Here is a 13848-nt window from a genome sequence, read left to right as displayed (position 1 = left end):
AGGTAGCATTATGAATGATAAACGATTGAGTGATGGCCCAGATTGGACCTTTGATTTATTAAATGAATACCAAGGTGAAATTGCCCGTGTTGCAGCTCACTACAGGTTAGACACATACCCTAATCAAATTGAAGTGATAACCGCAGAGCAGATGATGGATGCTTATTCAAGCGTTGGCATGCCTATTGGCTACAGCCATTGGTCTTACGGTAAGAAATTTATTCAAACAGAGCAAAATTATAAGCGCGGACAAATGGGCCTTGCTTACGAAATAGTGATAAATTCAGACCCTTGTATTGCGTACTTAATGGAGGAAAACACCCTACCTATGCAAGCGCTTGTAATGGCGCACGCATGTTACGGACATAACTCATTTTTTAAAGGTAATTACTTATTTAAAACCTGGACAGATGCAGGTTCAATTATTGATTACTTGGTATTTGCTAAAAACTACATAAGCCGCTGTGAAGAAAAATACGGTATTACACAAGTAGAAGCCCTGCTCGACTCATGTCATGCATTAATGAATTACGGAGTCGATCGCTACAAACGTCCACAACAAATATCGCTATTTGAAGAGCAAAAACGCCAACAAGAGCGTGAAGACTACCTTCAATCGCAAGTAAACGAATTATGGCGAACTATTCCTGAGCAACAACAAGAAACCAAAAAAAAAGTACGCCATTTCCCTTCTGAACCCCAAGAGAATATTTTATATTTTATTGAAAAAAACGCCCCATTACTCGACTCTTGGCAACGTGAAGTGATACGTATTGTTCGTAAAATTTCGCAATACTTTTACCCACAAAAACAAACTCAAGTAATGAATGAAGGTTGGGCAACTTTTTGGCATTACACCATCCTTAATCACTTATATGATGAGGGAAAACTCACCGACTCGTTTATGTTAGAACTTTTACAAAGCCACACCAACGTAGTTTATCAGCCACCTTATAACAGCAAGTATTATTCAGGCATTAACCCATATGCTTTAGGCTTTAATATGATGGTTGATATTCGCAGAATATGTGAGCACCCAACTGAAGAAGATAAACGCTGGTTTCCTGAATATGCAGGCAGTAATTGGCTAGATACACTGCATTTTGCAATGGAAAACTTTAAAGATGAGAGTTTTATTAGCCAGTTTTTATCGCCTAAATTAATTCGTGATTTTAAATTATTTACTATTATTGACCATACTAATAATCCCCATTTAGAAATTGGCGCAATACATAACGACAACGGCTATAAAGCTGTAAGAGAAGCGCTCTCAGCGCAGTACAACTTGAGTAATCATGAACCCAACATTCAAGTATATGACGTTGATATTAGAGGTGACCGTTCACTAACCCTACGCTACGTACCTCATAACAACATTCCTTTAGCAAACTCGCACGAGGAAGTACTTAAGCATCTTTACAGATTATGGGGCTTTAAAGTAAAACTAGAGCAAGAGTCAAAGTGTGGTGAGGCTTCTATAATTGGCCAATGCCCAGTCGATGACTCTCGTCATACAACACAATAGTAAGGAACAATAAAGCTTTTAATATTGATTGGTTTTCATACTGATTGGATTACCTTAGCAGAATATACAAACGTAGTATTATTTAATCTTAAATTCTAGATATAAAAACTGACGCTTAAGCGTCAGTTTTTATATCTGTATAGGCTGTTACTCTGTTTCGGCCTGTATTTTTTGAGTGATATAACGCTTTATCGGCAGCTTCTATCCAACGCTCATGATTTTTAAAATCATTACTATTGCCAGCAAAGCCGATGCTCACCGTCATTTTTATTTCAAAATGTTTATACTTAACTGGATTTGACTCTATATGTACTCTTAAACGTTCAGCAAATATAGTCGCCCCCTCTTTATCTGTATCAAGTAAAGTTACTACAAACTCTTCACCACCGTAACGGCCAGCTATATCTGTTTCACGCAGTGTAGTACGTAATAAGTTTGATAGATGACGGAGCGCTTCATCGCCGCAACTATGCCCGTATTCATCATTTATTTTTTTAAAGTGATCAATATCAAACATTAATAATGTACTACAGCCACCACTTCGCTTAACTCTTAAAAACTCTTGGCGTAGCGTACCTTCCCAATGTCCACGATTTGCAAGCTGCGTTAAACTATCTGTTTGACTAACTTGTTCTAATTTTTTGTTTAACTCTTCAAGCTCTTTTTTATTTACCGCAACATCGGTCACATCGTACAAAATAATACAAATATGGCTCACTTCTCCTACTGTATTAGTAAGTGGAATAAAGGTCGCATTTTGGTACATGTAATCAGCTTTACCGGTAATCGGTCTATAATTTTTAAACCTGAAAATATAAGGCTGTTGCTCCCAAATAGTAAAAGAGCGGTTTTTTAAAACAAAAACCGACTCTGATTTACTTCTAAACCATTTTTCGTCTATTGCTGGAAATAAGTCAAATAGGTCTTTATCTTTTACTGCGCTTGGTAGAAGCCCTGAATGGTTTTCCATAAAGCCATTCCATACACACACCTTGTAGTCTCTATTAAGTACCACAAGACCTACATCTACGGTATTAAACATATCCATAAACCAATGGATCTCATTCATTTCTAAATCAGCAGCCATAACTTAATCTTCTAATAGGTAAGCAACTTTATACTTCAAAGTTTTAAGTGAATCTTCAGTAAATAACAACATGAGATCGCAATTTATATCATGGTTTTCAATACCGTAACTAATCTCTATAGCAAGCGTGCGCTGCCAACGTGACTTATTTGATTTAACTAACTCAGACACGTCTCTGTGCTGACCAAGTACTATGGGGTGTCCTTGGCTAAATGACATATCAAGCTGCTTTGAAAGACCCGTTAAAATGGCACCTATCAAAATATTACTAATATCCATAAGCAGTTCAAGTTCAACTTTGTCGTTTAACTCGCCATCATAATTCATCAATGAAGCTATTTCTTTAAAGCTTGAATCATTTAAAAGTAATAGTGCTTCACCAGAAATACCACCGCCAATAAAGCCTTGGCACACACCCGATGTAGCAGCGTTATTATCAATAGAGCGTAGCGCCATATCGAGTTCGTTAACTTCTAAAATATTTACATTCGGAATTGGAAGCTTTACAAACACATTAAGCAGGCGCGCAAGCAAATCCCCAGCCTGCCCCATAGCAACGTTAGTGAGTTCTTGGTATATATCACGTACATCAGGGTCAACTTGCTCTCCTAGTGAATGAGAGAGACGTTCACGCATGGCTTTGTCTTTAATTCCATGGTGTTCAATTATGCTGGCTAGTTTTTCGGGGGAACATGGTTTTTGAATAAAATCGATAGCACCCAGTTCAAGCACTCTTTGGTGTGCACTTGGTTGAATGTCACCAGAGACAACAACAGTGAGTATATTAAGTCCCTGTTCTTTCATAGCTATTAATACTTCATAACCATCCATTTCTGGCATGTTTAAATCGAGAAAAAGTATCTCTGGTTCAATTAATTTTATCTGCTTTATGCAGTCAACGCCGTCAAGTGCAAATTCAACTTTAATATCCCAATCTTCAGGTAATGATCGAGCTAGCTGACGTCTAGCTAATTTTGAGTCATCACATATTAATACCGATGTTGACATATTATCTCTCTATTTCTAAACCCGTCATGAGCATTAAAGTCATTTTATAAAGGTTTTTATTTTTATTATTAAATATACCTTTTGTAACTGCATGTTAATCAAAGTTTAGCCCAGTTACAATTTTTATATCACAGAGCTAACCCTTATTCTGTCAAGCAGATTTAATCACTTGGTTACTATAGCGCAGTATAATACACTGACGCCCATTGCGTTAATTTAAAAGGAAATACCTTATGTTACGTTCACTTGCCTTTGCTTTGAGTGCATTTTGCTCCGTGGCTATTGCAGCCGACTATCCAGAAAACACGCTTGATGTAGGAAAAGTCTCCGCACAAGGCAAACCAGTAACTTTATTAGGTAATGGGATCTCTGTTGGAGATAGCGCGCCAAACTTCAAAGTAGTTGATGACAACTTCATCCCTGTAACGCTTGAGGATTACAAAGGCCAAGCTGTATTGATAAGTGTAGTGCCAAGTCTTGATACAGGTATTTGTAGCCTGCAAACTAAGCATTTCAATGAAAAAGTAGCCTCGCAATTTCCAAGTGTTGTAATGCTAACAATTAGTGCTGATTTACCATTTGCTCAAAAGCGTTTTTGCAAAGCTGAAAATATCGATAAAATCACTACGTTATCAGATTCTGTTTGGCGCGATTTTGGCCAAAAATACGGATTGATTATTAAAGATATGGGCTTATTAACGCGAACTGTATTTATTTTAGATGAAAGCCATAACGTCATTTATAAACAATTAGTTAGTAGCCTTTCAACTGAACCAGAATACAACAGCGTAATTGAGAAACTTGAAACGCTGTAAAGCCGATTAAATAGCATTGATTAAGCAATGCTAAACAGCCTTAAAACAAAAAACCGCCAATTGGCGGTTTTTTAATGTGCTTTTATAATTAACCTAAAAGCTCACCAAGTTGTGAACTAACAGCTTCAACAGCTTGTGTACCATCTAGTTTGTGGTATTGAGTATTACCAGCAGCAGCTTCTGCTTGGTAGTAATCAACTAATGGCATAGTTTGCTCGTGATAAATACCTAAACGTTTACGTACTGTTTCTTCAGTATCATCAGCGCGAACAATTAAGTCTTCCCCAGTTTCGTTGTCTTTACCTTCCACTTTTGGTGGATTATATACAATATGGTAAACACGACCAGAACCTGGATGAACGCGACGTCCGCCCATACGTTCAACAATCACTTCGTCAGCCACGTCAAATTCAATAACGTGATCAACCACTACGCCATTTTCTTTCATCGCATCAGCTTGAGGGATTGTACGCGGGAAGCCATCAAGTAAAAAACCTTTCTCACAATCAGCTTTAGTAATACGCTCTTTTACTAAACCAATAATAATATCGTCAGAAATTAGTTGACCAGCATCCATTACTTTTTTTGCTTCTAAGCCTAATGGCGTGCCCTCTTTAATTGCTGCACGTAACATGTCGCCAGTAGAAATTTGTGGAATACCGTATTTGTCCATTAAAAACTGAGCTTGAGTACCTTTACCTGCACCCGGCGCGCCCAAAAGAATAATGCGCATATTATTGTCCCCTAGTATGGATATTTATTTTAAAGCCTGAATTCTTCCACAAGCGCCGCCGATACTCAAGCAACTTATACTAATTGATGAGTTGTTGATGTATTTACAGCGCATTAAAAAAGGGAACATACGTTCCCTTTTATTTAAAGTATATAATTTATACTTTTATTAACTAAATAGTTAACTGACTACTTACTTAGTTCAAGCATTAGTTTGTTTAGGCGAGTAACAAATCCTGTTGGATCTTTAAGTGTACCGCGCTCTGCAAGTAATGCTTGGTCTAATAAAACATGTGACCACTGTGAAAATTTATCTTCATCTTGTTCGTCATTCAAATGCTTAACAAGTTGATGCTCTGGGTTTAGCTCAAACACAGGTTTTGCTTCTGGTGCTGCTTGACCAACAGATTCCATTAGCTTTTGCATTTGTGAGCTCATGTCGTTGTCGTCACTTACAACACATGCTGGAGAATCTGTTAAGCGGTGCGTAAAGCGTACTTCTTTAACGTCATCACCTAGTGCTGTTTTAATACGCTCAACAAGGCCAGCCATCTCTTTTTCAGACTCTTCTTGCGCTTTTTTAGTCTCTTCGTCGTCCAGCTTACCTAAATCTAAATCACCACGTGTGATTGACTGTAGTTGCTTATCAGCAAATTCAGTTAAGTGGCTCATCATCCACTCGTCAACACGGTCACTTAGTAACAATACTTCAATCCCTTTTTTGCGGAAAATCTCTAAATGAGGAGAATTTTTCGCAGAAGTAAATGTATCAGCTACTACATAGTAAATTTTGTCTTGGCCTTCGTTCATACGCTCAACATATTGCTCAAGCGACACATCTTGCGTTTCTGAATCAGTATGAGTAGACGAAAAACGTAGTAGCTTACATACGGCTTCTTTATTTGCCGCATCTTCAGCTGGGCCTTCTTTCATTACTTGGCCAAACTCATTCCAAAATACTTGGTAATCGTCAGCTTTGTTTTTAGCCATACGCTCAAGCATTTTAATAATGCGCGATGTACACCCTTTACGAATAGCTTGCGTTACTTTGTTGTCTTGTAGAATTTCACGAGATACGTTTAGAGGTAAATCGTTTGAATCTAGTAAACCTTTCACAAAACGAAGGTAGCTTGGCATGAACTGCTCAGCATCATCCATTACAAATACACGTTGTACGTAAAGCTTTAAGCCACTTTGACGTTCACGGTTCCATAAATCGAAAGGTGCTTTTTTAGGGATGTATAAAAGGCTCGTGTATTCAGTTTTACCTTCAACCTTATTATGTGCCCAGCTAAGTGGATCTTCCCAGTCGTGGCTTACGTGCTTGTAAAACTCTTTGTATTCTTCATCAGAAAGCTCTGACTTATCACGCGTCCACAATGCAGTTGCGCGGTTAATACTTTCCCACTCACCTGGTACTGCTGGAATTTTTTCGCCGTCTTCGCCTTCAGACTCTGGTACTTCTGCTTTAAACATTTGTACCGGTGTTGAAATATGGTCTGAGTATTTAGTAACAATGCCGCGCAGGCGGTAATCGTCAGCAAATTCTTTTTCTTCATCACGAAGATGTAAAATAATGTCGGTACCACGGCCTTCTTTTTCAATTTCTTGAAGCGTGTATTCGCCTTCACCTTGAGATTCCCACTCGTAAGCAGTTGTTTCACCCGCTTTACGTGTACGAACAGTTACTAAATCGGCAACAATAAATGCTGAGTAAAAACCAACACCAAATTGACCAATTAACTGTGAATCTTTACTTTGATCACCCGTTAAGTTTTTGAAAAACTCAGCAGTACCCGACTTTGCAATAGTACCCAATGAGCTTATTACTTCATCACGTGTCATACCAATACCATTATCAGAAATGGTAATTGTATTTGCTTCTTTATCAGCACTAATACGAACACGTAAATCGGCATCACCTTGGTAAAGGTCGCCTTGAGATAGCGCTAAAAAGCGTAACTTGTCTGCCGCATCTGATGCGTTTGACACAAGTTCGCGTAAAAATATTTCTTTATTAGAATAAAGAGAATGAATCATTAAGTTTAATAATTGTTTTACTTCTGTTTGAAAGCCTAATGTTTCTTTTTGTGCTGCAGTCATTTATATATCTCCAATTTGCAAAGTGTCTGCGTTATGCACTTAATATGGGGTGAGGTGTTAGAACTTCAAGGGAAAAATCAAAAAAAGGTGAAACGAAAAAATAGAATATCTCGTTTATCTAAAATGGGTGCGGACAATTAATATGAATCTTTTCACCTGTTGTTGGATGTTCAAAATATAAATCGCTGGCATGTAATTGTAAGCGTCCTGCCATGTACTCACTTTGCGCACTTTTATATAAATCACAGCCTAAAATTGGGTGGCCTATAAACTGGCTGTGTATTCGTAATTGATGGGTACGTCCGGTAACGGGCGTAAATTGCACTAAGGTTCTGCACGGTTGTTTAAGCCGCTCAAGCACACTGTATTCACTCACCGCTACTTTGCCCGTCGTTTGGCAAATTTTAACTCGCGGAAAAAGCAGTTTATCTTTTGCTATTGGTGCAGTAATTTCCCCCTCATCAACAGCTAAGCTACCTTCTAACATCGCTACATAACGCTTTTGGATAGTACGCGCCTGAAACTGTTTGTTAAGATGTTTAGACACTACGGCGTTTAGCCCTACAATCATAATACCCGATGTACCCAAATCTAGCCGATGCGGTAACTTTGCCTCTGCAAATGCGGCTGTTAACCCCTTTTGACCATTTACTAAACGGTAATGTACTGAGTCCCAGTTAAGCGGGTTTTTACCAGACAAACTTAATAACCCACTGGGTTTATTGATCAGTAAAATATCATCATCTTGATATAATATTTCAATAAACCCGTCGCACTTAGGCGCTACAAAGTCATCAACAATCATTTGTGACTCTACTGGTGTATCCAATATTGAGTTAGCCATTAAATTAATCAATATCTTTTGAATGAAGCGCTTTTAAAGCCAATACTTGCTCACGCAAATCGTCTGCTACTACTTTGTCAGCGGCAATCGGGGTACCTACTGCAACCGACACCAAAGACCATTTTAATCGTGGTAGTTGCCACTTAGCTTTTCGGCTAAACATACTTCCCCACAGGCCCCCTAAATGCACAGGAATAACAGGCACAGGTGAGCGCTCAATAATGCGCTCGATTCCACGGCGAAAAATATCGATAGAGCCGTCACTGGTTAGTTTTCCTTCAGGGAAAATACCAACAAGTTCACCTTTATTAAGCGCAGCAGCCACTTCGTCAAACGCTTTTTTAAACGCTTCCGGATTGGTTTTTTCACTGTTAATGGGAATAGCTTTGGCCATTTTAAATAACCAATGTAGGGCTGGCGAATAATAAATAGGGGCAAATACCATAAATCGGATAGGCCTTGGTGATGCTGCTAAAATAAACATCCAATCGACAAAGCTCACGTGATTACACACTATAACGGCAGCGCCTTCATCTGGAATATTACTTTCACCTTTTGTACGCACTCTGTACATACAAATAGCTAAAATATATATAATAAATCGTAAAAAGAACTCTGGTACTTTGGTATAAATATAAACAGATATAAGCAAGTTTAGCCCAGCAAGTAACAGTAGCAACTCTGAAATACTCCACTGAAAAACAGACAGCGTTACAATACTTAAAACAGCACTGCCCACCATAAACAGTGCATTTAATACATTGTTAGCCGCTATAACTCGTGAGCGACTCGACTCTTCAGTACGCTGTTGAATAAGCGCATACAGAGGTACAGTATAAAAACCAGAGCCAATACCAATGCCTGCCATCCATACAAAATGCCACAACATGTCGCCTGTTTTTAATAACTGATCAAGCGTCAATAATTCAAGGTTTTGAGGTAAATAAGAGCTAATAGCGCTCTCTTGGCTCAGTAAGTATAAAAACAAGGTAATTAAAATAGCGCCAAAAGGCACAATTCCTAATTCTATTCGAGAGCGAGAAAGCTTTTCACACAATAACGAACCAATAGCAATACTTAGTGAAAACACAACAAGCGCGCTAGTTACAACCAGTTCATCGCCGCCCATTGTGTGTTTTACATAATTTGGTAGGGACGTTAAAATAATTGCGCCAATTAACCAAAACCAACTGATCCCGAGGACTGATTTACCAACCGATTCTGTTTGCGAATTAAGTGCTGAAAATACGTTTTTCGTGGATGAAAATATATTATAGGTAAATTTTAAGTTAGGCTCGTTTGCCTCACTAATGGGTATAAAGCGACTGCTCACATAACCCATAACAGCCAGTACTAATACGGCAATACTTATAAGCGTAGGCCCTACTGATTGAGTAATATAATAGGTGCCAAAAATTGTACCCATTAGTATCGCCACAAACGTGCCTGATTCAACCAAGCCATTCGCTTTTGTTAATTCGTTAGGGGCTACGTGCTGCGGTAAAATAGAGTATTTTAATGGACCAAAAAACGTACTTTGTACGCCCATTAAAAATACGGTGGCTAACATCAGCCAAACATACTGCGTTAAAATAGAGACAGCCCCTACAACCATAATAGGGATTTCACATAGCTTTACGATTCTGATTAGTTTGGATTTTTCTGTTTTTTCAGCTAGCTGCCCCGCCATCCCTGAAAATAAAAAGAAAGGTAGGATAAATAACCCAGCAGCAATATTTGAATAAAGTGCGCCATCAGCAAGCGTTGCAGCCTGGAATATCAATAAAATAAGCACTGATTGCTTATACACGTTATCGTTTATCGCTGAGAAAAACTGCGTAATAAAAAGCGGTAAAAAACGCTTACTACCCAGTAATGTACCTTGGTAGGGTTGATTATCTTTCATTGTATTCCTTACTAATTAGAGACATAGCCCAAAAATATATTATACCAATTTGTTTAATTAAATGATCTATTTTGAGGGCGGAAAAACGTGTTGATAGCTAGGCAAAAAATTCGCTATTTAGTTGTTCTAAATGAGAATTTTTTAACGCAGGTAGCGACACGTTTAGCCCCGCAAAATCATTAAGTATTATTGCTGATTGGTATTAGATTGCTTCTAAGCTTACCTTAAAAACAAAAAAGCCTACATAATTTAATCATGTAGGCCTTTATAATATCTTTTCAAATAGTGACTTAGAGTTAGTCTTGTGTAACTAAACGCCTGCCGCTAAAAGCATGCATAAGCGTTCTACCATCTACTAAATCAAGCTCGCCCCCCACAGGAATACCGTGAGCGATACGCGAAGCACCTACTTTATATTTATGACAAAGCTGAGCAATATAATGAGCTGTAGTATCGCCTTCAACGGTAGGGTTAGTCGCTAAAATAACCTCATTAATACCGCCTTGAGCAAGTTTTTGCTCTAAAATGTCTAAGCCAATTTCTTTAGGGCCGATACCGTCAATTGGCGATAAATGACCCATTAAAACAAAGTATAGCCCTAAATACTGACCTGTTTGCTCAATGGCAAGCACATCAGTAGGCGATTCAACAACACATAATATGCCGCTATCTTGGCGTTTTGTACTTAAACAAATATCGCACTGAGCTTGTTCGCAAAAAGTACGACAAGACTGACAATGTCCTATGGCTGTCATTGCTTTAGTCAATGCATTGCCCAGCTGAGTGCCTCCCTTTCGGTCGCGCTCAAGCAAGTGAAAAGCAATACGTTGCGCTGACTTTGGACCAATGCCCGGTTGACAGCGCAGTGCTTCTATAAGCTGATTTAAACTATCTGAAAGTTGCATTATTTACTTAAAACGGCATTTTCATACCTGGTGGTAATTGCATACCGCCAGTTACTTTACCCATGCGCTCTTGTGTTTCTTCTGCAACACGGCGTACAGCATCGTTACATGCTGCTGCAAGTAAATCTTCAATCATGTCTTTGTCGTCTTCCATAAGGCTTTCATCAAGCTGAACACGACGTACATTGTGGTTACCAAGCATGGTTACTTTAACTAAACCGGCACCGGCTTCGCCAACAACTTCTAATGTTGCGATTTCGTCTTGGGCTTTTTGCATGCGATCTTGCATTTGCTGCGCTTGCTTCATCATGTTGCCCATTCCACCTTTAAACATAACTTTCTCTCTTTCTTTTAATACATTAATTAACATGAACATAAGGGCGATTGTAAGTAATTACAATGCCTGAATACTGTTTTCGTCAATTTCGGCGCTAAATACTTGCTGAAATTGTACTATGTTTTCATCAGATGTGATCACATCGATTGCTTGTTGATGACGACCTGCATCAATTTTTTGCTGAATAAGATAAGGAGAGTCAATAACTCCCTTAGCAAAATTAATACTTAACGACACGTTATGCTCATAAATACTCGACAATGCGGCATCTAATCTTTGGCGAAGCATCGGTGTATCTAAATGCTTTTGTGATTCATCAACGTCTATATGTAAACTGTTGCCTTGCTTGGTAAATATTGAATGCAATGCAAATTGGCGCATACGACCACCCAGTCCCATACGTTTAATTAAATAAGCCCATTCATCTTGTTGATGTGCAAATCTAATTTCACTAATTGGGCTTTGAAAATCATCAGGGGCAGGAATACTTACTTCCTCTGGCACTATTTCAGGCGCTTTTTGAGGGTTTATTTGCTCAAGTAATTCTGGCGCAAGATTTTCAGTAATTGTTTGGTGCTTTGCTTTAAAATCAATCTTACTAGCTGGCTTTATGTTGGAGTGATTATGTGCCTGAGTTTGGCCCCCTGTTACTGGGAGCTCATGCTTTTTTTCACTCTTACCTTCGCTATCAGTTGCCCAAGGAGGGATATCGCCAGACGCAGTACTTGAAGGGCTATTAAGCTCACTTGCACTTGTATCTGCACTACCTTGATGAACACTTTGGGCTTGAGGCATTCTTGGATGCTGTTCTGGCTTTTTAGCAGGCGCTTGGCTTGGCTGCACTGCTACATTATTTGCAGATGTACTTGTACTCTTGCCTGATAACCTACCCGCACCCGATATGTTTCTGTCACGTAAAATACGAGCAATGGCAGATTGCGCCTGCGCTTCTTGTTCAGCTATTGGCGTACTTGCATTGTGATTTGCTAAGGGCTCTGGTGAAGACTCTGAGTTTGCAGTAGGTGCAGGTTTAAAACCCTGATCTACAGCGCTACTCATTATATCGTCAAACTGCGAAGCTAACGTTTGCTCAGCATCACTATGTTGCATGTAAGCTTCATCTTCACTTTGGCGCTGGGCTTGAGCATCCGAAACAACATTGGTTTGTGGTTGATCATTAGCTGAAGCCTGTTGTTCAAAAGCGTTTTCACTTTGTTGAACCGGTTGCTCTACTGCAACTTGGGCAGGCTCATTATTACTTTGTACGACATCATTATTCGATGTCTGAGCAGCAACATTTGGTAAAGGCTCTATCTCAAGGGATTTAGGCTGCTCTGTATTGCTAACTGGCTTAGTATTATTTACAGGGACACTACTTTGGCTAGCTACAGTGTTTTGCGATGTTTTATTTTTATTTAATATATCTCGCAGTGCATTTGCACGGCCTTGTTTAATTGGGGCCGGCTCTTCGTTTACTGTGTGTATAGTTTGTTGAGCGTCTGTAGGCTTAAATGCTAATAATCTTAGCATTATCATTTCAAAACCTAAGCGAGGCTCTGGTGCCCATTGTAAATCTTTTTTACCATTTAACAGTAACTGATAATAAATTTGAATTTGTTGTGGGCTCGTATGCTGTGCAACATGAGCAATATAATCTACATTTTTTTCATCTAGCCCTGCCGCTTCTGGCACTAACTGGGTTAGTTGAGTCAAATGCGTAAGTGCAATTAAATCATCAAGTAATGCCACATAATTAGGATTACGACTTGCCACCTGCGCAATCTCATCCATTAGCGCAGCGCCATCTTGTGCAAGTAATGCTGCAAGCAAGCTTTGGCTATAATGAGTATCCATTAAACCAAGCATAGTTTGTACTGCTTGATTATTAATGTCACCATTTGTTTGCGCAATAGCTTGGTCGGTTAAGCTAAGCGCATCACGCATACTGCCATCAGCGGCTTTTGAAATAATGCTAAGTGCATCGGTATCAAAGCTAAGCTGCTCTTGAGTAAGTACGTGTTCAAGCTGTGTTTTAATTTCACTTTGCGATAAGGCGTTTAAATTAAATTGCAAACAGCGAGATAAAATAGTAACTGGTAGTTTTTGAGGATCGGTCGTCGCCAATAAAAATTTCACATGCTCTGGTGGCTCTTCAAGCGTTTTTAAAAGCGCATTAAAGCTGTGCTTAGAAAGCATGTGAACTTCATCGATTAGGTATACTTTATAACGTCCACGTGTTGGTGCATATTGAACGTTATCGAGTATTTCGCGGGTGTCTTCTACTTTTGTACGAGAAGCCGCATCTATTTCGAGTAAGTCAATGTAGCGCCCTGCTTCTATATCTAAACAGCTGCTACATTGGCCACACGGATTTGCAGATATACCTTCGTCGCAATTTAAGCTTTTAGCAAAAATACGGGCAATAGTGGTTTTACCTACACCGCGGGTTCCAGTGAATAAATAAGCGTGATGCAGTCTATTTTGTGTAAGCGCATTTACAAGCGCTTGCTTAACATGAGACTGCCCAACCAATTCATGAAAGGTTTGAGGACGCCATTTTCTCGCTAGAACCTGATAACTCATCGA

The 13848-nt window shown here is 39.1% G+C and carries 11 protein-coding genes; 2 read left to right on the top strand and 9 right to left on the bottom strand.

What is annotated here, in order from left to right; all coding sequences use genetic code 11:
- Positions 1-10 precede the first annotated feature (10 nt).
- The gene (locus tag I6F42_RS02545) at positions 11-1525 is read left to right on the top strand and encodes a SpoVR family protein (protein WP_197150735.1); all 1515 of its coding nucleotides are present in this window, start codon (positions 11-13) and stop codon (positions 1523-1525) included.
- A gap of 115 nt (positions 1526-1640) precedes the next feature.
- Here the strand turns inward: I6F42_RS02545 and I6F42_RS02540 are convergent, their stop codons facing one another.
- On the bottom strand, positions 1641-2612 hold the full coding sequence (locus I6F42_RS02540; protein WP_010553398.1) for a diguanylate cyclase: 972 nt from the start codon (positions 2610-2612) through the stop codon (positions 1641-1643).
- 3 nt (positions 2613-2615) lie between these two features.
- Entirely contained in the window at positions 2616-3620 is a 1005-nt protein-coding gene (locus I6F42_RS02535; RefSeq protein WP_010553397.1) for a response regulator, read from the bottom strand.
- A 233-nt stretch (positions 3621-3853) separates the two neighbouring features.
- Here I6F42_RS02535 and tpx point away from each other — a divergent pair, with 233 nt between their 5' ends.
- A complete protein-coding gene (gene tpx / locus I6F42_RS02530) occupies positions 3854-4435 on the top strand; it encodes a thiol peroxidase (protein WP_010553396.1) in 582 nt (193 codons plus the stop codon).
- An 88-nt stretch (positions 4436-4523) separates the two neighbouring features.
- Here tpx and adk read toward each other — a convergent pair whose 3' ends face one another.
- The 7 genes from adk to dnaX form a co-directional block, all read right to left on the bottom strand.
- On the bottom strand, positions 4524-5168 hold the full coding sequence (gene adk, locus I6F42_RS02525) for an adenylate kinase (RefSeq protein WP_010553395.1): 645 nt from the start codon (positions 5166-5168) through the stop codon (positions 4524-4526).
- Positions 5169-5356: 188 nt separating this feature from the next.
- On the bottom strand, positions 5357-7270 hold the full coding sequence (gene htpG, locus I6F42_RS02520; protein WP_007584077.1) for a molecular chaperone HtpG: 1914 nt from the start codon (positions 7268-7270) through the stop codon (positions 5357-5359).
- 118 nt (positions 7271-7388) lie between these two features.
- Positions 7389-8114, bottom strand: coding sequence for an RluA family pseudouridine synthase (locus tag I6F42_RS02515; protein ID WP_197150733.1), 726 nt, complete (start codon positions 8112-8114; stop codon positions 7389-7391).
- Between the two features lie 4 nt (positions 8115-8118).
- Positions 8119-10020 (bottom strand): MFS transporter, encoded by a 1902-nt coding sequence (locus tag I6F42_RS02510; RefSeq protein ID WP_197150731.1) that lies wholly within the window; start codon positions 10018-10020, stop codon positions 8119-8121.
- Between the two features lie 296 nt (positions 10021-10316).
- Positions 10317-10925, bottom strand: a complete 609-nt coding sequence (recR, locus tag I6F42_RS02505) for a recombination mediator RecR (protein WP_149602422.1) — start codon at positions 10923-10925, stop codon at positions 10317-10319.
- A gap of 7 nt (positions 10926-10932) precedes the next feature.
- Positions 10933-11259 carry a YbaB/EbfC family nucleoid-associated protein gene (locus I6F42_RS02500; RefSeq protein WP_002962306.1) on the bottom strand — a complete coding sequence of 109 codons (327 nt, stop codon included), beginning with the start codon at positions 11257-11259 and terminating at the stop codon, positions 10933-10935.
- A 60-nt stretch (positions 11260-11319) separates the two neighbouring features.
- The gene (gene dnaX, locus I6F42_RS02495; protein WP_197150728.1) at positions 11320-13845 is read right to left on the bottom strand and encodes a DNA polymerase III subunit gamma/tau; all 2526 of its coding nucleotides are present in this window, start codon (positions 13843-13845) and stop codon (positions 11320-11322) included.
- Between the last annotated feature and the right edge of the window lie 3 nt (positions 13846-13848).

Origin of the sequence: Pseudoalteromonas sp. SWYJZ12, from assembly GCF_015864395.1 — a bacterium.
Lineage (GTDB): Bacteria > Pseudomonadota > Gammaproteobacteria > Enterobacterales > Alteromonadaceae > Pseudoalteromonas > Pseudoalteromonas arctica.
This window is presented reverse-complemented; position numbering and strand designations above follow the sequence as displayed.